Origin of the sequence: Bradyrhizobium sp. (assembly GCF_016462955.1) — a bacterium.
Classification (GTDB): domain Bacteria; phylum Pseudomonadota; class Alphaproteobacteria; order Rhizobiales; family Xanthobacteraceae; genus Bradyrhizobium.
The window spans coordinates 1-24,368 of sequence record NZ_JAEMSD010000015.1 but is presented as its reverse complement, the minus strand read 5'-3'; the positions used below and the strand labels follow the sequence as shown (position 1 = coordinate 24,368).

Genomic DNA, 24,368 nt, shown 5'->3' with positions numbered 1-24,368 from the left:
CATGGATTCTACCTTCTCCCCTTGTGGGATAGGCGGCCTTCGGCCGCCGTCCTAAGAACGCCGAGGCGAAGCCTCGGCTATGGCGCCGGATGAGGGGGTTTATCCGCAGATGAGCTCGCGGATGGATACCCCTCACCCGTCTCGCCGCTACGCGACGAGCCACCCTCTCCCACAAGGGGAGAGGGTAACTCACCAAGTCCCCGCAGCAAATCGTTTAGAAATTGGGACAATAGTGCTGCATGGTTCCAAGGGGAGGCCTGATATGGCCGAGATCAAGAAGCCCATCGCATATTCGCCGAGCTGGACCTTCTTCGAAGGCAAATGGCACGACGGCAACGTGCCGATCATGGGACCGCGAACGCATGCGGCCTGGCTCGGGTCCATCGTATTCGATGGCGCGCGCGCGTTCGAGGGTGTGGCGCCCGATCTCGACTGCCACGTCGCCCGCGTCAACCAGTCCGCGGTCAATTTCGGTTTGAAGCCGGTGGTCGACACCGGTACCTGGCTGGCGCTCGCGAACGAAGGCATTGCCCGCTTTGCGGCGAATGCCGAGCTCTATATCCGTCCGATGTATTGGGCGCAGAACGGTTCGGGCGGCGGCGTGCTGTTCGACCCCGAAACCACCAATTGGTGCCTGTGCATCTACGAGGCGCCGATGCCAAAACCCGTCGGCAATGCCATCACCCTGTCACCGTTTCGTAGGCCCACGGCCGAATGCGCGCCGGTGGAAGCGAAGGCCGCCTGCCTGTACCCGAACAATTCCCGCGCGCTCGCGGAGGCAGCTTCCCGCGGCTTCCAGAACGCGCTGATGCTCGACATGCTCGGCAACGTCGCCGAGTTCGGCAATTCCAACGTGTTCATGGCCAAGGACGGCGTCGTCTTCACGCCGGTGCCGAATGGCACCTTCCTCAACGGCATCACGCGCCAGCGCGTCATCAGCCTGCTTCGCGCCGACGGCGTCACCGTGGTCGAAAAGACGCTACGCTATCCCGATTTTCTCGCCGCCGACGAAATTTTTTCCTCCGGCAATTTCGCAAAGGTCGCGCCCGTGATCCGCATCGACGAGCGCGAGCTGAAGCCGGGGCCGTTCTACACGAGGGCGCGCAAACTCTATTGGGACTTTGCGCATGCGGTGAAGCTGGCGGCGTAGGCCCAGCTGCTTCCGCGTACTCCGTCATTGCGAATTTGTGGATCGTGCGGGCGCCGCTTACGAGCCGCGGCGCGTAAACCGGCTGAACTGAAACGCCTGCGTGGAATCCCACGGCGTGCGATGCGTCTCGCTGCGCGTCTCCACCAGCTTGAACTCCGGTCCCAGTTCCGCTGCGAGGCTCGTGCTGTCGTGTCGCTGAACCGGCAGGCTGCTGCATTTCTCCGGACCATCGGGCGCGAACGTGCCGATGATGACTTGTCCGCCGGGCGCTAGCGCCGACCGCAGGCGCTCGACGTAAGCCGCCCTGTCGCGCGGGTCGGTCAGGAAGTGAAACGCTGCGCGATCGTGCCAGACATCGTAGGTCTTGGTCGGGTGCCATGTCGTGGCATTGGCCACGATCCAGTCGACCGTCGAAGCGGCCGGACCGATGCGCTTCCTCGCCGCCTCGAGAGCGTTGGCAGAAAGATCCAGGACGGCGAGATCGCCATATCCGTTTTGCAACAACGCATCGACCAGCCGCGATGCGCCGCCGCCGATATCGACGATGGCCGTGTCACGATCGGAGCCGGCTGTGCGAATCATCGCCAGGGAGATCGCAGGGCTGTCCTGATACCAGCTGACCTCGGCCTCGCCCTTGGTGGCGTAGACCTGGTCCCAATGCGTGCTTCGGTCAGACAAGGCTCGTCCTCCGGCTCGCGCGGAGCCGGCGCGCATAAAAAGCTACTCTTCCTTCTTCGACATCCGCTCGAGGCGTTCCTGCATTTCCTTCATCTGCTGGCGCAGTTCGTCGATATTGGTGTCCTTGGGCGCCTCGGCACTCGCATCGGGCGCCGGTTCCGGAGTGGTGGCCGACCGGGGCGCAGCGAACGGCTTGAACATCGAGAAGGTCTGCTGGAACAGCTCCATGTTGCGGCGGACTTGTTCTTCCAAGGGAGCAAAGGGAGTGCCGGACAGGGTGTTGGCAATCTGCTTGCGGAACTTCTCCTGTTCCTGGGTCAAGGTCGCGATCGACTGCTCCAGATATTTCGGCACCACCATCTGCATGCTGTCGCCATAGAAGCGGATCAGCTGGCGCAGGAAGGTGGTCGGCAACAGGTTCTGGCCGGCCTTGTTCTCCTGCTCGAAAATGATCTGGGCGAGGACGGAGCGGGTGATGTCGTCGCCGGTCTTGGCGTCATAGACCAGGAAATCTTCTCCGTCCTTGACCATGGCGGCGAGGTCTTCCAGCGTCACATAGGTGCTCGTTCCGGTGTTGTAGAGCCGGCGGTTCGCGTATTTCTTGATGGTGGTGGGTTGGTCTGATTTCGCCATGGGCTCTCACTTGCAAACGCGGAGAACGGGAACCTGCCGGGCAATGCCGCAGGGCGGGAAGAGTACGCAACGCAACAAAATAAGCATTTTCAAAGGGCTCACGCTACCGTTTTGTGCGGCACGGTTAATCGCAGAGCAAAATCGTGCTTGCGAAAGCGCCAAGAACGCTATTTTGAATGCGGTGCGGTATGAATTCGGCGGCCCGCCGATTGACATGCCTCAACGACGTTAACAGGATGGCTGACAAGACTGGCGATCGCTTTTCCAGCCCCGCCTGCCCTTCACAAGAACCTCAAGCCCCAGGAGATGCCCCATGTCAGACGATGTCGTCATCGTCAGCGCCGCCCGCACCCCGGTCGGAAGCTTCAACGGAGCGTTCGCGACCCTTCCCGCCCATGACCTCGGCGCCATTGCCATCAAGGCCGCGCTGGAGCGTGGTGGCATCGAGCCCGGCCGGGTCTCCGAAGTCATCATGGGTCAGATCCTGACCGCCGCCCAAGGCCAGAACCCGGCCCGTCAGGCGTCGATCGCCGCCGGCATCCCAGTGGAGAGCCCGGCCTGGGGCGTGAACCAGCTGTGTGGCTCGGGCCTGCGCACGGTCGCGCTCGGCTATCAGGCGCTGCTCAACGGCGATTCCGAAATCGTGGTTGCCGGCGGCCAGGAATCCATGAGCATGGCACCGCACGCCCAGCATCTGCGCGGCGGCGTCAAGATGGGCGGCCTCGAGCTGGTCGACACCATGATCAAGGACGGCCTGTGGGACGCCTTCAACGGCTACCACATGGGCAACACCGCCGAGAACGTCGCACGGCAGTGGCAGATCACGCGCGCCCAGCAGGATGAGTTCGCGGTCGCCTCGCAGCAGAAGGCGGAGGCTGCGCAGAAGGCCGGCAAGTTCAACGACGAGATCGTCCCCGTCACCATCAAGACCCGCAAGGGCGACGTCGTCGTCAGTGCCGACGAATATCCGCGTCATGGCGCCACCCTCGACGCGATGGCGAAGCTCAAGCCCGCCTTCGAGAAGGACGGCACGGTGACCGCCGGGTCGGCCTCCGGCATCAATGACGGCGCGGCTGCCGTGGTGCTGATGACCGCCAAGCAGGCGGCCAAGGAAGGCAAGAAGCCGCTCGCGCGCATCGTGTCCTGGGCTCAGGCCGGCGTCGATCCGAAGATCATGGGCTCGGGCCCGATCCCGGCCTCGCGTGCGGCGCTGAAGAAGGCCGGCTGGAGCGTCGGCGACCTCGACTTGATCGAGGCGAACGAAGCCTTTGCGGCGCAGGCCTGCGCCGTCAACAAGGACCTCGGCTGGGACACCTCCAAGGTCAACGTCAACGGCGGTGCGATCGCGATCGGCCATCCGGTCGGCGCGTCCGGCGCACGCGTGTTGGTGACGCTGCTGCACGAAATGCAGAAGCGCGATTCGAAGAAGGGCCTCGCCACGCTTTGCATCGGCGGCGGCATGGGTATCGCGATGTGTCTGGCGCGCGACTGACGACGCCCTGACACGCAGCTGACGCGTGCGCCGCACACGTCAGCTGGTGCGTTGCACGCGACTAAAAAGGCAGCGGTTGCAAATCAAATATTCTTCGCAACCGCGCAAGCCTCGACTAAAGAAAAACGCCCGGCTCGATGCCGGGCGTTTTGTTCTTGATGTCCGTCAAACCAACCGCATAATCCGTAGCTAAAAACGAGTACGTCAGAAACGTCCGAAGAGTCCAAGGGAAGGGAATACGACATGGCACGGGTTGCATTGGTGACGGGTGGTACGCGGGGCATCGGTGCTGCGATCAGCAAGGCGCTGAAGGCCGCCGGCTACAAGGTTGCGGCGAGCTATGCCGGCAACGACGCGGCAGCCGAGAAGTTCAAGGCCGAGACCGGCATTACCGTCTACAAATGGGACGTCAGCAATTTCGAGGCCTGCGCCGAGGGCGTGAAGAAGGTCGAGGCCGATCTCGGTCCGATCGAGGTGCTCGTCAACAATGCCGGCATCACCCGCGATACCGCCTTTCACAAGATGACGCTGGAGCAGTGGAACGCCGTCATCAACACCAATCTGGGTTCGCTGTTCAACATGACGCGCCAAGTCATCGAAGGCATGCGCGCACGCAAGTTCGGCCGCATCATCTCGATCTCGTCGATCAACGGCCAGAAGGGGCAGTTCGGCCAGGTCAACTATTCCGCGGCGAAGGCCGGCGACATCGGCTTCACCAAGGCGCTCGCGCTGGAGAACGCCAAGGGCGGCATCACCGTGAACGCGATCTGCACCGGCTACATCAACACCGAGATGGTGCAGGCGGTGCCGAAGGACGTGCTGGAGAAGAACGTGATCCCGCAGATCCCGACCAACCGGCTCGGCGAGCCCGAGGAGATCGCGCGCGCCGTCGTCTTCCTCGCCGCCGACGAGTCCGGCTTCATCACTGGCTCGACCCTGACGGTCAATGGCGGCCAGTACATGGTGTGATGCGATCGCATCACGTGGGTTGATATTTTCCAGGCCGTCACGCCCGGGCTTGTCCCGGGCGTGATCCCCTGTCATTCCGGGGCGCCGCGCCAGCGGCGAGCCCGGAATCTCGAGGTTCCGGGTTCGGCTCTTCGAGCCGCCCCGGAATGACGAGGCTCCTGGAATGACTCCCCGCAACGCGACGCTGATCGGGTTGACCGCGATCCTGATGTGGTCGCTGCTGTCGGTGATGACGGTGGCGACCGGCAGGATCCCGGCGTTTCAGCTCGCCGCGATGACGTTTGCGATCGGCGGTCTCGTCGGCCTGCTCACCTGGATCGGGCGGAGCGAGGCGGCGAAAAGCCTGCGTCAGCCGCTCGTCGTCTGGGTCGTCGGCGTCGGCGGCCTGTTCGGCTACCACGCGCTCTATTTTCTCGCGCTACGCTTCGCACCGCCGGCCGAAGCCGGCCTTCTGAATTACCTGTGGCCGCTCCTGATCGTGCTGTTCTCGTCGTTCCTGCCCGGCGAGCGGCTGGCCGCGCATCACATCATCGGCGCCGTGCTCGGCCTCGTCGGCACCGTGCTGCTGTTCGCCGGCAACACCTCCGGCTTCGCGCCGGGCGCGGTGCCGGGATTGATCGCGGCTTTCATCGCCGCGTTCGTCTGGGCCATCTATTCGGTGCTGTCGCGCTGGTTGAAAGCGGTGCCGACCGACGCGGTCGCGGGGTTCTGCCTCGCCACGGCCGTGCTGGCCGCGCTGATGCATGGTTTGCTTGAAACCACGGTGTGGCCAGAGACCACGCTGCAATGGCTCTCGGTGATCGCGCTCGGCATCGGCCCTGTCGGTGCCGCCTTCTACGCCTGGGACATCGGCATGAAGCGCGGCGATATCCGCGTGCTCGGCGCCGCCTCCTACGCGACGCCGCTGCTCTCGACCGGCTTCCTCATCGCGGCAGGTTTTGCCAAGGCCAGCGCCAGCATCGCGCTTGCTGCGATCCTTATTGCCGGCGGCGGCCTGATCGCGGCCAAGGACATGGTGCTCAGGAAAAGGTAATCGTCATTCCGGGGCGCGCGAAGCGCGAGCCCGGAATCCATCTGTCCGCGTCAATGGTGGTGAAATGGATTCTCAGATGCGCAATTGCGCATCATAGCTCGCCGCTGCGCTGCGCCCCGGAATGACAGTGGAGTTCCGGCTCCCAGCCCTTTGGCGCGAGCTCGAAGCCTGCGAACTCGAATGCGGGCGCCACGGTGCAGCCGACCAGCGTCCACTCGCCCGTCGTCTCCGCCATCTGCCAAGCCTGCGCCGGTACGATGGCCTGGGGCCGTTCGCCGCCGATCAGGTCGCTGCCGAGCCGCACCTCGTGCTGCGTGCAGCCCTCATGCGCGATACGAAGCGTCAGCGGGCTGCCGGCATAATAATGCCAAGTCTCGACCGCATCGACGCGGTGCCAGTGCGAGCGCTCGCCGCGTGCGAGCAGGAAGTAGATCAGGGTCGAGCGCGATCTCCCGTTGGCGTCCGTGGCCTGATCGCGGAACGTCTCGCGATAATGCCCGCCTTCGGGATGCGGGCGGAGTTCGAGGCGCGCGATGATCTCGGCTGCGGTCGGCATCGATCCCATCAGAATCGTTCTTCAGGACTTGTGCTTCAGGATTTATTCTTGCGCTCGCGCAGTTCGCCGAACACCGCGGCGGCTTCTGCGCCCTTCATGTGTAGCCTGGCTGCGACCTCGGGTGCATCAGCCCGCAGGAACACATTTGCTCGCTTCTCGTCACCAAGCAGTGAGGGAATCGTGGGCTTGTTCTCGGCTCGCAGCTTCGCCACCTCGGCGGCGCGCGCCTGCAGCGCGGCATTGTCCGGCTCGATGGTGAGCGCGAACTTGACGTTGGACGCCGTGTATTCGTGGCCGCAATAGAGCTTGAAGTCGTCGGGGAGCGCCCGCAGCTTCAGCAGCGAATCCCACATCATCGGATAGGTGCCCTCGAACACGCGGCCGCAGCCGATCGAGAACAGCGTGTCGGCCGCGAACACCGTCTTCTCGTTGTCGAACACGTAGGAGACGTGGTCGAGCGTATGGCCGGGCGTCTCCACCACGCGCGCCAGCAGATTGCCGATCTTGACCACGTCGGCATTGGCGACGCGCAGATCGACATTCGCGATCTCGGTCGTCTTGTCGTGCGGCGCGACGACGCGGCAATTGTATTTCTGCTTGAGTTCGGCGACCCCGCCGACATGATCGCCGTGATGATGGGTGATCAGGATGTCGGTCAGCTGCCAGCCCTCGCGCTCCAGTGCCTTCAGGATCGGGCCGGCCTCCGGCGCGTCGATCGACGCGGTCGCCTTGGTTTCCACGTCGTGGATCAGATAACCGAAATTGTCGTTTAAACAGCTGAAAGTACGAATTTCGGCGGCCATGTCATCTCCATCGCGCTCAGCCCCGCCCGACAAATATGGCGTTAACGTTGCGCAGGCAATGCAATATTCCGCGCGCGGGCGCGGTCCGGCGCATGTTACATTGCGGTCATGACCATCGACGTCGTCGACCTTCGCGAGTTTTATTCGCGCCGCCTCGGGATCGTGGCGCGGCAAATGATCAATCGCGGCATCCGGGAGCGCTGGCCGGGCGCCAAGGGCCAGCGCGTGCTCGGGATCGGCTACCCCACGCCTTACCTCGGATTGTTCCGCGAGGATGCCGAGCGCTGCATCGCCTTCATGCCGGCGGCCCAGGGCGTCCTGAAATGGCCGACAGGACGGCCGGCGCTGGCCTCGCTGGTGGACGAATTCTCGCTGCCGCTTCCCGACGCCGCGGTCGACCGCATCCTCTTGGTGCACGCGCTCGAGATGTCGGACGATCCGGCCGCGTTGCTGCGCGAGGTGTGGCGCGTGCTGTCGCCGTCGGGGCGCGTCATCGCCGTGATCCCGAATCGGCGGGGCGTGTGGACCCGTACCGACAGCACGCCGTTCGGCCACGGCCGGCCCTATTCGCGCTCGCAGATCACCGAGCTGCTGCGCCAGACCTGGTTCACGCCCACCGCCTGGGGCGAGGCGCTGTTCATGCCGCCTTATGCCGGTGGCTGGGTCTTGAGATCGGCCCAGATGTGGGAGCGTGCCGGCGTCGCGTTGTCGCTGCCCTTTGCCGGCGTCCATATCGTGGAGGCGACCAAGCAGGTCTACCGCGCGATCCCCGCCAAGCGCGAGCGCGCACGGCTGATTCCCTCGCTGGCCAAGCCAGTGCTGGTGCCGTCGTCAAACACGGTGACACGCAGCTGAAACAATCGTCCCGGCGCGAGGCCGGGACGATTGCAGATCGGGAGATCAGACGTGGCTACTCGCCCGGGGCGACTTCGTCGCTGGAGGCGACTGGCGCGGCTTCGCGCTCGGGGCGCGGACCATGCGGCCGCCGGCGCCGGCGCGGATAGCGCTCGCCGCCACCGCCCTCGAAACCGCCCTGACCGCCATTTGCAGCTCCGTTCACGCCGCCACTCGCACCGCCGCTCACCTGAGGCTGCGCGCCGGTGATGAACGAGGGAAGGCGGTCGACGCCGCCGGCATCGGCGATGACGGGCTGCGGTTGATTCGCAGGTTGCGGCTGATATTGCGGCTGCGGACGATGCTCGCGTTCGCGATGCTCGCGCGGCTGCTGATTGTCGCGTTGATAGGGCTGCTGCTGATTGTCGCGCGGCTGGTGATCACGTTGGTGGTGATCGCGCTGGCCGTCGCGGTCGCGCATGAAGGGCTGCTGCTGGGGCTGCGGGACGAAGCCCGGCTCCTGGCCGAAAGCCGAGAAATTCTCGCCGTCGTCCTCGCTGTCGTCGCTTGTGCTGACGGGCTCGTCGCCGCGCGGCTGCTGGTTCTGGCGGAACTGCTCCTGGGCCGCCGCGATCAGGCGGAAATAATGCTCGGCGTGCTGATAGTAGTTCTCGGCGGCAACGGGGTCTCCGGAGGAGCGCGCGTCACGGGCAAGCTGGAGGTACTTTTCGGCGATGTGCGAAGCGGTGCCGCGAATCTTGATGTCAGGTCCGTTGGACTCGTAAACCCGGGTCATCGGGTTCTGGCCGCGCCGGTTGTTGTTGTTATTGTTGTTGCGGTTGCGCATCCGCTGCTTGTTTTGACCGTTTCTCATGTCCTGCCTTTAATTCCAGCCCTAAAGGTTGCACGCATTACTGATTGCTAGGAGTGACTTGGTGACAGCGGCGCACATCTAGCGCGCGCACTGCGCACAGGAGGGATCGAACCCTGCAAATGTTCGTCGACCGTCGCGTTCAACAAAGACGCGTTCCCCACCCGCCAGCATCCATTGCCAGCGAACCCATTCATTTCGCTTGCCGAAACAAGCCCTGCAGTCTTGCGTAAGTGTTTCGGCGCAATATCAGGCTTTCGTTCACTTTGCGGTCGGAGAGCAGCGCAGCTCCAATGGCTATCGCGCTCAACAGGACCTGCGGCTTGGAACCTTTAATCAGTAAAGCTCTCGCCCGAGAGCCCGGCTTTCGCCCGTAGGTCTACGGGGCCGGCACCGATGTGTTGAGCGGAACGTAGTCGTTCCCAGGCGATATTCCAAGAGGTTTTTTGCAGCCCAATCCGGCTTTTATGGAGGCATTTTTCGGGCCGACACGGCCCGCGGAATGCCCGCCAGGTCGGCTTTGGGGGACCTGTCTACCGATAACGCGGCACCCCTCATCAAGGTTTCAATATTCTCGGCCTGGCCCTGTCCGGCCTCGACGATCAGGGCTCCGCCGGGGGCGAGACGCTCGCTCGCCTGCGGGATCAGAGCGCGATAGGCGTCATATCCGTCATTGCCGCCGTCGAGCGCCAGATGCGGATCGTGCTCGCGCACCTCGACACTCAATTTCGGAATTTCAGCCGAGGGAATATAGGGCGGATTCGAGACGATGAGGTCGAACGGGCCACCGAGCGCCGCGGCGTAGGAGCAGGCGATGAAGCCGGCACGGTCGGCGAGGCCGAGCGCGACAGCATTGTCCCTGGCGGTCCTGAGCGCGGTCTGGCTGAGATCGGTGCCGACACCGGACGCATCCGGAATTTCGTGCAGCAGCGCGAGCAGGATCGCGCCCGATCCGGTGCCGATGTCGGCAATGCGTGGCGGGTGAGATGCCTGCCGCTCGCGAAGGACTTCGAGCGCAAGCTCGACCACGGTCTCGGTGTCGGGGCGGGGGACCAGGGTTGCTTCCGACAAGCGTAGCGGCAACCCCCAGAATTCGCGCGTCCCGAGGATGCGCGCCACCGGCTCTCCGGCGATGCGGCGTTGGGCGTGCTGCGCGAGCCGCGATGCTTCGGCCGCGGTGAGAGGGCGGGCCGCCTGCGCGATCAGGCCGGTGAGGTCGAGGCCGAGCGCGGCCCCGATCAGGATGCGCGCGTCGAGTTCGGCGTCGTCGAGCCCTGCCGATCTCAGTTGCACGGACAGCGCGCGCCGCGCGCCCTCTATCGATTGTCCGGTGAAGGGGTCGCTCACGCTTCAGGCCGCCGCGCCCTGGGCGGCGAGCTGTGCGGCCTGATGCTCGGTCGTCAGTGCGTCGATCAATTCGCCCAGCGCTTCGCCCGCGATCACCTGAGGCAGCTTGTAGAGCGTGAGGTTGATGCGGTGGTCGGTGACGCGGCCTTGCGGGAAATTATAAGTGCGGATGCGTTCGGAGCGGTCGCCGGAGCCGACCTTCTCCTTGCGCTCCGCCGAACGGGCGGCGTCGACGCGCTGGCGCTCGGCGTCGTAGATGCGCGAGCGCAGGATGTTCATGGCCGAGGCGCGGTTCTTGTGCTGCGAGCGGCTGTCCTGCATCATCACGACGATGCCGGTCGGGATGTGGGTGATGCGGATCGCCGATTCGGTCTTGTTGACGTGCTGGCCGCCCGCTCCTTGCGCGCGCATGGTCTCGATTCGCAGGTCGTCGTTCTTGATGTCGACGTCGACGTCCTCGACCTCCGGCAGCACGGCCACCGTCGCGGCCGAGGTGTGGATGCGCCCTTGCGTCTCGGTATCGGGCACGCGCTGCACCCGGTGCACGCCGGATTCGAACTTCAGCTTGGAGAACGCGCCGCGTCCCTGCACTTCCGCGATGATTTCCTTGTAGCCGCCGACGGTGCCTTCGCTCACCGAGATCACCTCGACCTTCCAGCCCTGAAGGCTGGCGAAGCGCTCGTACATCCGGAACAGGTCCCCGGCGAACAGCGAGGCCTCGTCACCCCCGGTGCCGGCGCGGATTTCCAGCATGACGTTGCGGTCGTCCATGGCGTCCTTGGGCAGCAGCGCGACGCGGATCTTCTGGACCAGCTCCTCGATTTTCGGCGCCAGCGCGTCGCGCTCGGCTTCCGCCATGCCGCGCATCTCGGCATCGGTCGCGGGATCGGCGATCAGCGCCTCGGTGTCCGCGAGCTCCTTGACCGCGGAGCGATAGGTCTTCACCGCCTCGATCAGCGGGGTGATCTCGGCGAGCTCGCGCGTGATCTGCACGTAACGCTCTGAGGCGAGCTGTCCGAGCGATTCGGCCTCGAGCGAGGCGTGGTGCGCGAGCAGGACGTCCAGTTTGGCTTCGGGGAGTGACGACATCGGTTCAGTCTCAACGAGTGGAAGGAGGCGCGGCGGCGGAAAGCGGCGGCAGGTTCGCTACAAGGCCAGGCCTTCGGCCTCGGCAAATTCCGTCAGCTTCTGGCGGATCGAGACGCTGCCCGCCGGCGCGTCCAGCAGCGGGCCAAGCATCGCTTCGGCCTTCTTGGCGTCGAGATCGAGCACCATGGCCTTGACCGGGCCGAGCGCGGTTGCCGAGAGCGACAGCGACCGGTAGCCGAGTGCGATCAGCGCCAGCGCGCCGATCGGCTTCGACGCCATCTCGCCGCAGAGCGAGAGCGACTTCTTTGCCGCATGGGACTTGCGCGCGATGTCGCGGAGCGCGCGCAGGATCGGCGCCGACATGGTGTCGAAACGCTCGGAAACCTTGGCGTTGCCGCGGTCGACCGCGAACAGGAACTGGAACAGATCGTTGGAGCCAACCGAGATGAAGTCTACCTTCTTCAGGAGCTCGTCGAGCTGGTACAGCAACGCCGGCACCTCGACCATGGTGCCGATGTCGATTCGTTCAGGCAGCGTGTGGCCGTGCTGGCGCAGATATGTCAACTCGCGCTCGACAAGTGCCTTGGCCGAATCGAACTCGGCAACCTCCGAGATCATCGGGAACATGATGCGTAGGGCGCGACCGCCGCCGGCACGCAGCAGCGCGCGGATCTGGCCGCGCAACAGGCCGGGACGATCCAGCCCGAGCCGGATCGCGCGCCAGCCGAGCGCGGGATTTTCCTCGATCACCGCTTCCATATAGGGCAGCGCCTTGTCGCCGCCGATATCGAGCGTGCGGAAGGTCACAGGCTTGGGGCCTGCGGCATCCAGCACGGTGCGATAGAGCGCAAGCTGGTCGCTGGTGCGCGGCAGGCTCTGGCCCACCATGAATTGCAGCTCAGTGCGGAACAGGCCGATGCCGGCGCTGCCGGTGTCCTCGATATGCGGCAGGTCGATGGCGAGTCCCGCGTTGATCATCAGCTCGACCTTCTGGCCGTCCTTGGTGACGCAGGGCCGGTCGCGCAGCGCAAGATATTGCGCCTGACGGCGGGCACGGAAGCGCACGCGCTCCGCGAAGGCGGCCTCGACTTCCTGCGACGGCCGCACATAGATCGAACCCGAGGTGCCGTCGACGATGATGGCGTCGCCGGGATCGGCGATGCCGGGCGCGTTCGGCACTTCGCCGACCGCGGGGATGCCGAGCGCGCGCGCCACGATGGAGACGTGGGAATTGGCAGTGCCTTCCTCCAGCACGATGCCGCGCAGACGCTTGCGGTCGTAGTCGAGCAGCGCCGCCGGGCCCATCGCGCGGGCGATGACGATGGCGTTGTCGGGCAATTGCTCGCGTGAGGGCGCGTGATCCTGGCCGACCAATTGCCGCATCAGGCGGTAGCCGAGATCCTCGAGGTCATGCAGCCGGTCGCGCAGATAGGGATCGGTCGAGCGCAGCATGCGCGCGCGGGTGTCCGACTGCACGCGCTCGACCGCGGCTTCCGCGGTGAGGCCGGTGGCGACCGCCTCGTGCAGCTTGTGCGACCAGCCCTGGTCGTTGGCGAACATGCGGTAGGCTTCCAGCACCTCCCGGTGCTCGCCGCCTTCGGCTACGTCGCCGCGCTCCAGCATACGGTCGAGATCGGCCCGCAGCTTGGTGAGCGCTGTGTCGAGCCTCTTGATCTCCTTCGGCAGGTCCTCGGCGATATAGTCCTTGATGACGACGCGCGGCTCGTGCAGCACGACGTGGCCGAGCGCGATGCCTTCCGACAGGATCGCGCCGACCTTCTGCGCCGAATGGCGCGCGGCCGGCTCCTGGCCGGGCTGCGCCAAGGCGGACAATTCACCGGAGGCGATCAGCTCGGCCAGCACCATGGCGGTGGTCTGGAGCGCCTCGAGCTCCTCCTCGACATAATTGCGCTTGGCGCGGTTCTGCACCACCAGCACGCCGAGCGTGTTGCCGGCCCGCAGGATCGGCACGCCGAGGAACGAGTGGTAGATTTCTTCGCCGGTCTCGGGCCGGAACGAGAAGGCAGGGTGGCTCTGCGCATCGCTTAAGTTGAGTGGCGTCGCCTCGCTGGCAACGAGGCCGACCAGGCCCTCATGGGCGCTGAGCACGGTGTGGTGCACCGCCTCGCGGTTGAGACCTTCGGTGGCGTAGAGCTCGAGCGTGTTGTCGATGCGCAGCACGTAGACCGAGCAAACCTCGGCCACCATGTTGGCGGCGATCAGCACCACGATCTTGTCCAGCCGCTCCTGGGCCGAGACCTGCTCCGCCATGGTTTCGCGGAGCCGTCTCAACAAGACGCGGGGACCTCCCGACGCGCTCCGCATGAACCGTCAATCTCCTCCGTCTGCCGGGCCCGGCGGTTTCGGCCGGCGGCTGGCCCAAAATTCCAGAAAAACAACCGAATTGCTTGTCCGGCGCAGGCACAAGTCCAAATCTACTTGAGATTTAGCGATTGTACCGAATCAGCGCCGCCTGAACTGGGACACAGTCTGCGGCAGCCCACCCTGTCCGCCGTATAGCGAATTGAGGCTTGTTTTGCCAAGCAAAACGCCTGCCAAACGCGAAGGTGTGTACACCCAAGCGTTTGCTGCGACCGCTAAGAGAAAATTAGCCCAGGCATGGTCCGGAAAGCGCAAAGCGGTTTTCCGGCCGGGCTCGCTTCAAGCCTGATCGAGGCCGTAGAGCGTGTGCAGGGTGCGCACCGCAAGCTCGGTATAGGCGGTGTCGATCAAGACCGAGAATTTGATCTCGGAGGTTGTAATGGCCCGGATGTTGATATTGCGCCCGGCGAGGGCCGAGAACGCCTGGGCGGCGACGCCGGCATGGCTGCGCATGCCGCTGCCGATCACCGAGATCTTGGCGACATCGGTGGCGGTGTCGAGGCGGGCATAACCGATCTTGGCCTTGGCGGCGGTAATCGTATCCTTCGCGCGGGTGTAGTCCGCGGCCGGCACGGTGAAGGTGAGGTCGGTGGTCTTGCCGTCCTCGGAAACATTTTGCACGATCATGTCGACATTGATGTTGGCATCCGCCAGCGGTCCGAAGATCGAGGCGGCCACGCCCGGCTTGTCCTCGATCTGGCGCACCGAGATCTGGGCCTCGTCCTTTGAAAAGGCGATGCCGGTGACGACGTGGCTTTCCATGATCTCCTCCTCGCTGCAGATCAGCGTGCCGGGCGGCTGGTTGGCATGCGGGTCGATATCCTCGGGCTTGTCGAAGCTCGAGCGGACGAAGATCGGCATGTTGTGGACCATGCCGAGTTCCACCGAGCGGACCTGGAGCACCTTGGCGCCCTGCGAGGCCAGTTCCAGCATGTCTTCGAACGCGATCTTGTCGAGCCTCTTGGCCTTCGGCACGATTCGCGGGTCCGTGGTGTAGACGCCGTCGACGTCGGTGTAGATGTCGCAGCGGTCCGCCTTGACGGCGGCGGCGATCGCCACGGCCGAGGTATCGGAGCCGCCACGGCCGAGAGTGGTGATGCGATTGGTCTCGGGATTGATGCCCTGGAAGCCGGCAACGACCGCGACCTCCTTGCGCTCCCTGAAGCGCTTGATGATCTCGCTGCCGTCGATGTCCTCGATCCGGGCCGAGGCATGGGCGTCGCTGGTCTTGATCGGGATCTGCCAGCCCTGCCAGGAGCGGGCCTGGATGCCCATGCCCTGGAGCACGATGGCAAGAAGACCCGAGGTCACCTGTTCGCCGGAGGCGACGACGGCGTCGTATTCGCGCGCGTCGTGCATCGGCGAGGCCTCGGTGCACCAGGCGACCAGCTCGTTGGTCTTGCCGGCCATCGCCGAGACGACCACGGCTACTTCATGGCCGGCATCGACCTCACGCTTCACATGGCGTGCGACGTTGCGGATCCGTTCGATATTGGCGACGGACGTGCCGCCGAATTTCATCACGAGGCGGCTCATGACGACGCGTGCATTCCTTCATAAGGATCAGTATGGTGACCCGCACTGGACGGCTGCCTCGCGGACACCGACCGCGCGTATACATAGCGCCGGGGCCGGGGGCAAGCGGGTTCCTGCGGGGGCAGGTGGGTAGTGGGTTAACCGAGGTCATGGCGCGTTACATCGACGAGATCCTGCAGCCCGGCGAGCGGGTGCTGTATTCGACCAATGCGCACTGGATCTTCTACTTTCCGGCCATCCTGGCCTGGATTGTGGCTCTCGCCCTGTTCATCCTGTCGCGGCAGGCGATGGTCGACTGGCTCGTCCTGCTTTGCCTCGGGGCCGCAGGTCTCGTGGCTCTGGCAGCCCTGTATTGGACCATCAAAGGCTGGTTCCATCGCTTCACCACCGAGACCGACGTCACCAACCTCAGGGTCGTGCACAAGACCGGCTTCATCAAGCGCCGGACCTTCGAGATGGCGCTGGACAAGGTCGAGAGCGTCGACGTCGACCAGACCATTCTTGGACGTATTCTCAACTACGGCGACGTGACGATTCGTGGCGTCGGGGAGGGGATGGAGACGATCAGGACCATCGCCTCGCCGCTCGCCTTCCGTAGTTCGATCACAACGCGGTAGGACCGCGCGCAATCATGAGCATGCAGCAAAACATTTCCGCCACCGCCCAGCCGGGCTCGACCGTCGACGCCGCCGAGATCGCGAAATTTTCAAAGCTCTCGGCGGAGTGGTGGGACCCCAAGGGCAAGATGGCGCCGCTGCACCGGATCAATCCGCTGCGGCTCGGCTATATCCGCGACGCCGCCTGCCGCAAGTTCGAGCGCAACGTGCGCAGCCTCAACTGCCTCGGGTCCCTGCGCGTGCTCGACATCGGCTGCGGCGCCGGCCTGTTGTGCGAGCCGCTGTCGCGCCTGGGGGCGCAGGTCATCGGCATCGATCCTTCCCAAAGCAACATCGCCGCGGCGAAGCTGCATGCCGACAAGAGCCATTTGCCGATCGACTATCGCTGCACCACGGTCGAGGAGATCGATCCGCGCGAGCGCTTCGACATCGTGCTGGCGATGGAGGTGGTCGAGCACGTCACCGACGTCGGCGTCTTCCTGAAGCGCTGCGCCTCGATGCTGAAGCCGAACGGGTTGATGGTGGTCTCGACCCTGAACCGCAACTGGAAGAGCTTCGCCCTCGCCATTGTCGGTGCCGAATATGTGCTGCGCTGGTTGCCGCGCGGCACCCACGAATGGAACAAATTCGTCACCCCCGACGAGCTCGCAAAGCACCTGCTCGACAACCGCCTCGTCGTCACCGAGCAGACCGGCGTCGTCTACTCACCCTTCGCCGACAAATGGTCCCTTTCGTCCGACATGGACGTGAACTACATGGTGGTCGCCGAAGGGATGGTGTGAGACGGAGGTGCGCCGGGCGGCGTCACTTCTGCTCACAGCGCCACCCTGCACCCCGTTCCAAATCCGCCGCAAAACTGGCATAGCGTTACCCTGTCACATGCGTTGGACAGGGTGGAGCGGGCATGACGCAGGCGGTATTGGGCATCATTGGCGGCTCGGGCATCTATGACCTGCCGGGCCTCGAGGATGCGCGCGAAGACGTGATCAAAAGTCCCTGGGGCGAGCCGTCGGCTCCGGTAAGGCGCGGCTCCATCGCCGGCCTGCCGATCGTGTTTCTGCCCCGGCACGACAAGGGCCACCGGCTGTCGCCCTCCGACATCAACTACCGCGCCAATATCGACGTGCTGAAGCGCGCCGGCGTCACCGACCTGATTTCGCTCTCGGCCTGCGGCTCCTTCAAAGAGGAACTGCCGCCCGGGACCTTCGTTCTGGTCGACCAGTTCGTCGACCGCACCCACAAGCGCGAGAGCTCGTTCTTCGGCCGCGGCTGCGTCGCCCATGTGTCGATGGCCCATCCGGTCTCGCCGCGGCTGCGCATCCATCTGGCCGCGGCCGCGGAAGCCGAGGGCATCGCGGTCGCGCGCGGCGGCACCTATGTCTGCATGGAAGGGCCGCAATTCTCAACTTACGCGGAAAGCATGACCTACAAGACATCAGGCTATTCCGTGATCGGCATGACCAACATGCCCGAGGCCAAGCTCGCGCGTGAGGCGGAGATCTGTTACGCCACCGTCGCGATGGTGACGGATTTCGATTGCTGGCATCCCGATCACGACGCCGTCACCGTCCAGGACATCATCCGCGTGCTGACGTCCAACGCCGACAAGGCCAAAGCGTTGGTGGCGCGGCTGGCAAAGGATTTTCCGCGCGAGCACGAGCCATGCCCGATCGGCTCCGACCGTGCGCTCGACACCGCGCTGATCACCGCGCCCGAGGCGCGCGATCCGGAGCTTCTGAAGAAGCTCGATGCGGTCGCGGGGCGTATCCTGCGTAGTTGAGACGAAAGGCCGAATGCCATGAAGGTCGACGGCAAGCATTTCCGCAGCATCTGGCGCGAGCGTGATGGTTGGTCGGTCGGCGCGATCGATCAGCGCCGGCTGCCGCACGAGTTCATCGTCGCGCGCCTGACCTCTTGCGAGGATGCGGCCGTTGCCATCCGCGACATGCTGGTGCGCGGCGCGCCGCTGATCGGCGCGACGGCGGCTTACGGCATGGCTCTCGCCATGCGCGAGGATGCCTCGGACGCCGGGCTGAAACGGGCCTATGACACGCTTGTCGTGGCGCGGCCGACCGCGATCAATCTGAAATGGGCGCTGGACGAGATGCGCACGACGCTGGCGCCGATCGACCCAATCGAACGAGCGGAAGCCGCCTATGCGCGGGCCGACGAGATCGTCGAGCAGGACGTCGAGATCAACCGCGGCATCGCCGGCAACGGCCTGAAGCTGATCGAGGCGATTGCGGCGAAGAAGCCGGGCGACCCGGTCAACGTGCTGACGCATTGCAACGCCGGCTGGCTCGCCACCGTCGACTGGGGCACGGCGACCGCGCCGATCTATCTCGCGCATGAGCGAGGCATCAAGGTCCATGTCTGGGTCGATGAGACACGCCCGCGCAACCAGGGCGCTTCGCTGACAGCCTGGGAGCTCGGCCATCATGGCGTGCCGCACACGGTGATCGCCGACAATACCGGCGGCCATCTGATGCAGCACGGCATGGTCGATCTCGCCATCGTCGGCACCGACCGTGTCGCCGCCAACGGCGATGTCTGCAACAAGATCGGCACTTATTTGAAGGCACTCGCCGCGCACGACAACGGGGTGCCGTTCTACGTCGCGCTGCCGTCGCCGACGATCGATTTCGCCGTTCATGACGGCATCCGTGACATCCCGATCGAGCAGCGCAGCGCGGTGGAGGTGACCGATATGACCGGGCGCACCGCGGACGGAAGACTGGAGACGGTACGTATCGTGCCTGAGGGCTCGCCGGTCGCGAACTATGCTTTCGATGTGACGCCGGCACGGCTCGTCACCGGTCTCATCACCGAGCGCGGCGTGTTGAAGCCGGATCGCGCGTCGCTGGCGGCGGCGTTTCCGGAGCGGATTGCGACCGCGGCAGAGTAGCCCCACGTAGGGTGAGCAAAGGCGCTGAAGCGCCGTGCCCACCATCTGCTTGTGGTGGGCACGCCTTCGCTTTGCCTACCCTACGGCATCGTGCCTCGCAACGACGAGGTGCCTATCCCAGCTTCAGCCCCGTCGCCTTCTCGAGCTCGGCGATCGCCTGCGCGCCGCTCGTCACCTTGATCGTGGTCATGCCCATCTCGCGCGCGGGCTTCAGGTTGACGCCGAGATCGTCGAGATAGACGCACTTGTTCGGATCGACCTTCAGCGTCTCCACCATCAGCTGGTAGATGCGCGGGTCGGGCTTGCGCAGGCCGATCTTGGCGGATTCGATGACGTGGTCGAACAGCACCATGACTTCGGCGATGTAGAGCGAGCGCCCTGTCAGGCTGCCGATCGCATTGGCAGGGAGGTTGTTGGTGATGCACCCGGTCTTGAATTGCGCCTTGATGCGCTTCAAGGCCTCGACCATCTCCGGACGCAGATCGCCCTGCAGCAGCGGCAGCACGTCGCGGCCGCGCACTTCCGCGCCGAGCGCCAGCGACTCCTCGGCAAACAGGCGATCGAACGTTTCGATATCCACCTCAGCCCGCTCGAACCTGGCCCAGGCGTTCTCCAAATGATTGGCGGCGTTGGTGCGCCGGATGATGTCGGCGGGCAGGCCGCGTTCGGTCTCGAACCGCGTGAACGCTTCGAAGGGCGAGCTCGTCAGCACGCCGCCAAAATCAAAGATCACAGCCTCAATCGTCAATATTCCGCCCTCGTCAATTCCTTTCCAAGAGGGCTAGCATGCGCTATCGGCAAGGGCCAGTCCGAAGCGTTCCGCCGCCGCCGATCCGACACGTGTTCCCATGAAGAAGCTTGCCACGTTCATCACGACTGCGCTGCTGCTCGCCACACCCGCTCATGCCATCGTCGGCGGCGGTACGCCGCAGGCCGATGGTGTCGCGCGCGCCGTCGTCACCATCGTCGGCTCGCGCGGCAATTCTTGCACGGGCACCCTGATCGCGCCGAAGATCGTACTGACCGGCGCGCACTGCGTGCCTGCGGGCGCGGACTACAAGATCGTCGATCGCAGCGGAGGCGAGCCTCAACTACTGAACGTTCGCGCCATCGCGATCCATCCGGGCTACAAAGCGCAGGTACATCGCGCCGGTGCGGACGTGGCGCTGTTGCAGCTGGAAATTCCACTTAAGGGAAAATCGACGGTGCCGGTCGGCACGCCGCAAATTCCGATCCGGGTCGGTAGCCGCTTCGTCATCGCCGGTACTGGGGTCACCATACGCGGTGATGGCAGGAGCGGCGGGGCCACACGCGTCGCGGGCCTCGTCGTCACGGGCCAGCCCGGCACGCTTCAGATCCGCCTGGTCGATCCCGTAACCAACGGTGTTCGCGACGGAATTGGAGCTTGTACCGGCGATTCCGGTGGCCCCGTGTTCGAGGACAAGCCGAACGGAGCCGTGCTTGTCGGGGTCATCAGCTGGGCGACGGGACCGAACGCCGGCGACGGCTGCGGCGGGTTGACCGGTGTGACGCCCCTGACGCTCTATCGCGACTGGATCTTGCAGACCGCGCGGAGCTGGGGTGCGGCGCTGTGATTTGGACCGCGGCTTGATCTATGTCATTTTGAAGCGGAAGCGCGGCGGGTGATCATGCCAGTCGCGGAGGAAACGCGCCGTCCGGTCAAGGGCGGCCACAAAAACAAGCAAGGCATAGAAGCAACAATGAATGTCGCTGTTCGCAGTCACGCTACGGCCAAACAGGCTTCTGAACATTTCGACGTGCTGATCGTCGGCGCCGGCATCTCCGGCATCGGCAGCGCCTATCACATCCAGAAGCAGCTTCCGGGCACGAGCTACGTCATCCTGGAGACGCAGGAAACGTTCGGCGGCACCTGGAGCACACATCGCTATCCCGGCATTCGCTCCGACAGCGACCTCCACACCTTCGGCTACAGCTTCAAGCCGTGGGTCGGCCCGCCGATTGCGACCGCTGAGGAAATCCTCTCCTATATGAAAGAGGTGATCGACGATAACGATATCGCGCGCCACATCCGCTACAAGCACAAGATCAATTCCGCCAGCTGGTCGAGCGAGCAGAATCTCTGGACCATCGAGGCGGTGACGACTGACACCGGCGAGCCCAGGACCTTCACCGCCAATTTCCTCTGGATGTGCCAGGGCTATTATCGCCACTCGGAAGGCTATATGCCGGAGTGGAAGGGCATGGACCGCTTCAAGGGCCGCATCGTTCATCCCCAGACCTGGCCCGATGATATCGACCTTACGAACAAGAAGGTCGTCGTGATCGGCTCGGGCGCGACGGCGGCGACGCTGGTGCCGAACATCGCGGACCGATGCGCGCATGTCACCATGCTGCAGCGCTCGCCGACCTACTTTCGGCTCGGCCGTAACGCCATCGAGATCGCCGAAGAATTGCGCCGGCTTCAGGTCGACGAAACATGGATCCATGAGATCGTGCGGCGAAAGATACTATTTGAGCAGGATGCGTTCACGAAGCTCTGCATGTCCAAGCCCGAGCAGGTCAAGAAGGAGCTGATCGGCCAGATCAGCGCCATCCTCGGCCCGGACTACGACGTCGAGACCCATTTCACGCCAAAATACCGGCCATGGCGGCAGCGCATCGCCTTCGTGCCGGATGCCGACCTGTTCAAGGGCATCGCCAGCGGCAAGGCCTCGGTCGTGACCGACGAGATCGAATGCTTCGTCGAGAACGGAGTTCAGCTCAAATCGGGCAAGGTGCTCGAGGCCGACATCATCGTGACTGCGACCGGCTTCAACCTCGCCGCGCTCGGCGACATCGCGTTCGAGATCGACGGCAAGCCGCTCGCTTTTGGCGACACCGTCACCTATCGCGGCATGATGTTCACGGGCGTCCCCAACATGGTCTGGGTGTTCGGCTATTTCCGCGCCAGCTGGACGCTGCGGGTCGATCTCGTCGCCGATTTCGTCTGCCGGCTGCTCGGGCACATGAAGGCGAAAGGTGCCAGGAAGGTCGAGGTCAAGCTGCGCCCCGAAGACCACAACATGCCGATCCTGCCCTGGATCGATCCGGAGAACTTCAACCCCGGCTACATGATGCGCAACATGGATCTGCTGCCCAAGCGCGGCGACAAGCCGGAGTGGCAGCACAGCCAGGACTACTGGACCGAAAAGGACGAGATCCCGAAGACGGATCTCGACGACAGGGCGTTTGTGTATAGTTGAACGGGTGGCGACGTTCACTCCACACCCCGCTGTCGTCCCGGGGCGCGAAGCGAGCCCGGGACCCATAGCCACAGGGAGTGGTTATGGAGCCGGCTGGCCGCTCCGAGCCTTCGCCCAACATCTCCCTGTGGGTATGGGTCCCGGATCGGCGCGCGCCTGAGGGGGCGCGCTTGTCCGGGACGACACTGTTTACTGAGGTTGCGGCATTCTTACTCGTTCACCCGCCGCTTACGAATGCTTTCTCGTCGCATTCGCCGCGATCGCCGCGGCGGCCGTCCGGTTCTCCACGCCGAGCTTGGCGTAGATCTGCTCCAGATGCTTGTCGACCGTGCGCGGGCTGAGGCCCAGAATTTGCGCGATGTCGCGGTTGGTCTTGCCCTTGCTCAGCCAGGCCAGCACCTCGCCTTCGCGCGTGGTGAGGCCGAGCTCGCTGCTGAATTCAGGCGGCAGCGCAGTGCCGGATTCCCGGGAGAGCCGCAGCAGGAACTCGTTCGGCGCGGTCTCGCCCATGTAGTAGAGTCGCAGTTGCGGATTGTCAGGCAGGGAGACTGCTTGAGACTTCGCGCTGCCCTTGGCCTTGGCCTGCTCCAGCCATTGCAGCAGCGCTGGCGGCAGGACGAAGTCCTCGGCCTGTGCACCGTGATGGTCGGATAGCAGCTTCTGCGCTTGCGGCGTCGCCCAAAGCACGTTGCCGTGGCGATTGACCGCGAACAGGAAGCGGCCGGAGACATCGAGCGCGGTGCGCGCGCTCTGGGTCAGCCGGGCATTGCCGAGATGGACGCGGATGCGCGCCAGCATCTCCTCGATCACGATCGGCTTGGTCACGTAGTCGACGCCGCCGGCCTCCAATCCGCGCACGATGTGCTCGGTTTCGGCAAGGCCCGTCATGAAGATCACGGGGACATTGGCGAGACCGGCGTCGCGCTTGAGCCGGCGGCAGGTCTCGAAGCCGTCGATGCCCGGCATCACGGCATCGAGCAGCACGATGTCGGGCGTGATCTGGTCGACGATGCGCATCGCGGCGGCGCCGTCGAGCGCCACCATCACCGTCATGCCGGCGCCGTCGAGCGCGTCGGTGAGCAGCCGCAATGTCTCCGGGGAATCGTCGACGACGAGCGCGACGTCGCGCTTCTTCGCTTCAATGCTCATAAGCATGCAACGTCTTCAATGTGGCCATGTACTGGTCGAGATCGAAGCGATCGACCAGCGACCGCATCTGCGCGACGAAGTCGGCGTGTTCAGGGTGCTCGCTACCGATCTCGTCCAGCTTCAGCTGGATGCCCTTGAAGTAGCCGATCTGGCCCAGTCCGATCAGCGCCTCGATGTGCCGCTGCGGCGGCTTCGACCCGGTCTCGGGACGCCAGAGTGGCACGGCCACTTCGCCTGAGCCGTATTGCCACTCGAGCTTGAGCAACTGGCGGATCGTCTCCAGCAGCCGCGGGATGTCGATCGGCTTCATCAGGTATCCATCGTGGAAGGGTTGCGCCAGCGGCGCGCCGTGGGCCTCGAGTGCGCTTGCCGACACCATCAGGATGCGCGCCTGGTGGTGGCCGTTCGCGCGCAAGGCCTCCGCGACGGCCCAGCCGTCCATGGCCGGCATCGAGATGTCGAGCAGGAAAAGGTCGGGCCGGCAATGCTGCGCCAGCGCAAGGCAGCCCGCGCCGTCTGGCGCGCTGAGCAGGATGAAGCCGAGTGGCGTCAGCACCTCGCGCAGGAGATCGCGATGCACGGGATCATCGTCGGTGACGAGGATGGTCTTGCGCGCACCGTGATAGCCGGAGACCGGCGCCTCCACCGGCGCGATGCGCTGGGGATTGATGACTTCCGAGAGCAGGATCTTGACCTTGAAGGTCGAGCCGGTGCCGACCGTGCTCGTGACCTTGATGTCGCCGCCCATGACGCCCGCGAGCAGGCGGCTGATGGTGAGCCCGAGGCCGGTGCCGGTCTGCGGCTGCGAGACGCCGAGCGCCCCCCGCTCGAACGGCGCGAAGATGCGCTCGAGATCATCGGCCCGGATACCCGGGCCGGTGTCGATCACCTCGAACTCCGCGACCGGGCTGCGGTAGTGCACCACGAACTGCACGCTGCCGGACTGGGTGAACTTGATCGCGTTGGAGAGCAAATTGATCAGCACCTGGCGCAGCCGCTTCTCGTCGGCATAGACCACGCGCGGCAGGTGTGACGGCCGCCGGAACACGAAGTCGATACCCTTCGCAGCGGCCTGCAGGCGGAACATCCCGACGAGCTGG

23 protein-coding genes are annotated in these 24,368 nt (G+C 64.7%); 11 read left to right on the top strand and 12 right to left on the bottom strand.

The features are described from left to right. Positions 1–262 precede the first annotated feature (262 nt). The gene (locus tag JHD07_RS03450) at positions 263–1,150 is read left to right on the top strand and encodes a branched-chain amino acid aminotransferase (RefSeq protein WP_291618950.1); all 888 of its coding nucleotides are present in this window, start codon (positions 263–265) and stop codon (positions 1,148–1,150) included. 57 nt (positions 1,151–1,207) lie between these two features. Here the strand turns inward: JHD07_RS03450 and JHD07_RS03445 are convergent, their stop codons facing one another. Continuing rightward, positions 1,208–1,828: a class I SAM-dependent methyltransferase gene (locus tag JHD07_RS03445; RefSeq protein ID WP_291618948.1), complete on the bottom strand. Its 621-nt coding sequence runs from the start codon at positions 1,826–1,828 to the stop codon at positions 1,208–1,210. Between the two features lie 42 nt (positions 1,829–1,870). Beyond that, complete coding sequence (gene phaR / locus JHD07_RS03440) at positions 1,871–2,461, bottom strand: polyhydroxyalkanoate synthesis repressor PhaR (RefSeq protein ID WP_291618946.1); 591 nt, start codon at positions 2,459–2,461, stop codon at positions 1,871–1,873. Between the two features lie 313 nt (positions 2,462–2,774). Here phaR and JHD07_RS03435 point away from each other — a divergent pair, with 313 nt between their 5' ends. The 3 genes from JHD07_RS03435 to JHD07_RS03425 all read left to right on the top strand — a co-directional run bounded on the left by JHD07_RS03435 (position 2,775) and on the right by JHD07_RS03425 (position 5,955). Beyond that, entirely contained in the window at positions 2,775–3,953 is a 1,179-nt protein-coding gene (locus tag JHD07_RS03435) for an acetyl-CoA C-acetyltransferase (RefSeq protein WP_291618944.1), read from the top strand. Between the two features lie 243 nt (positions 3,954–4,196). Beyond that, positions 4,197–4,922 (top strand): acetoacetyl-CoA reductase, encoded by a 726-nt coding sequence (gene phbB / locus JHD07_RS03430; RefSeq protein ID WP_291618942.1) that lies wholly within the window; start codon positions 4,197–4,199, stop codon positions 4,920–4,922. A gap of 163 nt (positions 4,923–5,085) precedes the next feature. Beyond that, positions 5,086–5,955, top strand: coding sequence for an EamA family transporter (locus tag JHD07_RS03425; RefSeq protein ID WP_291618940.1), 870 nt, complete (start codon positions 5,086–5,088; stop codon positions 5,953–5,955). 91 nt (positions 5,956–6,046) lie between these two features. On the opposite strand, the gene JHD07_RS03420 is transcribed toward JHD07_RS03425, so the two are convergent. Both JHD07_RS03420 and gloB read right to left on the bottom strand, forming a co-directional pair. Beyond that, positions 6,047–6,511 (bottom strand): cupin domain-containing protein, encoded by a 465-nt coding sequence (locus JHD07_RS03420; RefSeq protein ID WP_291618972.1) that lies wholly within the window; start codon positions 6,509–6,511, stop codon positions 6,047–6,049. Positions 6,512–6,546: 35 nt separating this feature from the next. Next, positions 6,547–7,314, bottom strand: coding sequence for a hydroxyacylglutathione hydrolase (gene gloB / locus JHD07_RS03415; protein WP_291618938.1), 768 nt, complete (start codon positions 7,312–7,314; stop codon positions 6,547–6,549). Between the two features lie 108 nt (positions 7,315–7,422). Between gloB and JHD07_RS03410 the strand changes: the two genes are divergently transcribed. Then, entirely contained in the window at positions 7,423–8,169 is a 747-nt protein-coding gene (locus JHD07_RS03410) for a methyltransferase domain-containing protein (RefSeq protein WP_291618936.1), read from the top strand. Positions 8,170–8,224: 55 nt separating this feature from the next. Here JHD07_RS03410 and JHD07_RS03405 read toward each other — a convergent pair whose 3' ends face one another. The 5 genes from JHD07_RS03405 to JHD07_RS03385 form a co-directional block, all read right to left on the bottom strand. Further along, complete coding sequence (locus JHD07_RS03405; RefSeq protein ID WP_291618934.1) at positions 8,225–9,022, bottom strand: DUF4167 domain-containing protein; 798 nt, start codon at positions 9,020–9,022, stop codon at positions 8,225–8,227. Between the two features lie 462 nt (positions 9,023–9,484). Beyond that, on the bottom strand, positions 9,485–10,366 hold the full coding sequence (gene prmC / locus JHD07_RS03400; RefSeq protein WP_291618932.1) for a peptide chain release factor N(5)-glutamine methyltransferase: 882 nt from the start codon (positions 10,364–10,366) through the stop codon (positions 9,485–9,487). Positions 10,367–10,369: 3 nt separating this feature from the next. Then, the gene (gene prfA, locus JHD07_RS03395) at positions 10,370–11,455 is read right to left on the bottom strand and encodes a peptide chain release factor 1 (RefSeq protein ID WP_291618930.1); all 1,086 of its coding nucleotides are present in this window, start codon (positions 11,453–11,455) and stop codon (positions 10,370–10,372) included. A 57-nt stretch (positions 11,456–11,512) separates the two neighbouring features. Next, on the bottom strand, positions 11,513–13,780 hold the full coding sequence (gene ptsP, locus JHD07_RS03390; protein WP_291618927.1) for a phosphoenolpyruvate--protein phosphotransferase: 2,268 nt from the start codon (positions 13,778–13,780) through the stop codon (positions 11,513–11,515). 336 nt (positions 13,781–14,116) lie between these two features. After that, complete coding sequence (locus tag JHD07_RS03385; RefSeq protein WP_291618925.1) at positions 14,117–15,373, bottom strand: aspartate kinase; 1,257 nt, start codon at positions 15,371–15,373, stop codon at positions 14,117–14,119. 149 nt (positions 15,374–15,522) lie between these two features. Here JHD07_RS03385 and JHD07_RS03380 point away from each other — a divergent pair, with 149 nt between their 5' ends. The 4 genes from JHD07_RS03380 (at position 15,523) to mtnA (ending at position 18,895) form a co-directional block, all read left to right on the top strand. Next, a complete protein-coding gene (locus JHD07_RS03380) occupies positions 15,523–15,990 on the top strand; it encodes a PH domain-containing protein (RefSeq protein WP_291618924.1) in 468 nt (155 codons plus the stop codon). A 14-nt stretch (positions 15,991–16,004) separates the two neighbouring features. Next, positions 16,005–16,772: a bifunctional 2-polyprenyl-6-hydroxyphenol methylase/3-demethylubiquinol 3-O-methyltransferase UbiG gene (gene ubiG, locus JHD07_RS03375; RefSeq protein WP_291618921.1), complete on the top strand. Its 768-nt coding sequence runs from the start codon at positions 16,005–16,007 to the stop codon at positions 16,770–16,772. 122 nt (positions 16,773–16,894) lie between these two features. Continuing rightward, the gene (locus JHD07_RS03370; protein WP_291618919.1) at positions 16,895–17,770 is read left to right on the top strand and encodes an S-methyl-5'-thioadenosine phosphorylase; all 876 of its coding nucleotides are present in this window, start codon (positions 16,895–16,897) and stop codon (positions 17,768–17,770) included. 18 nt (positions 17,771–17,788) lie between these two features. Then, on the top strand, positions 17,789–18,895 hold the full coding sequence (mtnA, locus tag JHD07_RS03365; RefSeq protein WP_291618917.1) for an S-methyl-5-thioribose-1-phosphate isomerase: 1,107 nt from the start codon (positions 17,789–17,791) through the stop codon (positions 18,893–18,895). A 112-nt stretch (positions 18,896–19,007) separates the two neighbouring features. On the opposite strand, the gene JHD07_RS03360 is transcribed toward mtnA, so the two are convergent. Further along, entirely contained in the window at positions 19,008–19,643 is a 636-nt protein-coding gene (locus JHD07_RS03360; RefSeq protein WP_291618915.1) for an HAD-IA family hydrolase, read from the bottom strand. Between the two features lie 100 nt (positions 19,644–19,743). On the opposite strand from JHD07_RS03360, the gene JHD07_RS03355 reads away from it, so the two are divergent. Together JHD07_RS03355 and JHD07_RS03350 are read left to right on the top strand one after the other, a co-directional pair. Further along, a complete protein-coding gene (locus tag JHD07_RS03355) occupies positions 19,744–20,490 on the top strand; it encodes a trypsin-like serine protease (RefSeq protein WP_291618913.1) in 747 nt (248 codons plus the stop codon). Positions 20,491–20,616: 126 nt separating this feature from the next. Continuing rightward, complete coding sequence (locus JHD07_RS03350; RefSeq protein WP_291618911.1) at positions 20,617–22,119, top strand: NAD(P)/FAD-dependent oxidoreductase; 1,503 nt, start codon at positions 20,617–20,619, stop codon at positions 22,117–22,119. Between the two features lie 228 nt (positions 22,120–22,347). On the opposite strand, the gene JHD07_RS03345 is transcribed toward JHD07_RS03350, so the two are convergent. Continuing rightward, entirely contained in the window at positions 22,348–23,274 is a 927-nt protein-coding gene (locus JHD07_RS03345) for a response regulator (protein WP_291618909.1), read from the bottom strand. After that, positions 23,258–24,368 (bottom strand): ATP-binding protein (locus JHD07_RS03340; RefSeq protein WP_291618907.1); only part of this gene is annotated, 1,111 nt, incomplete at its 5' end. The genes JHD07_RS03345 and JHD07_RS03340, both read right to left, overlap by 17 nt.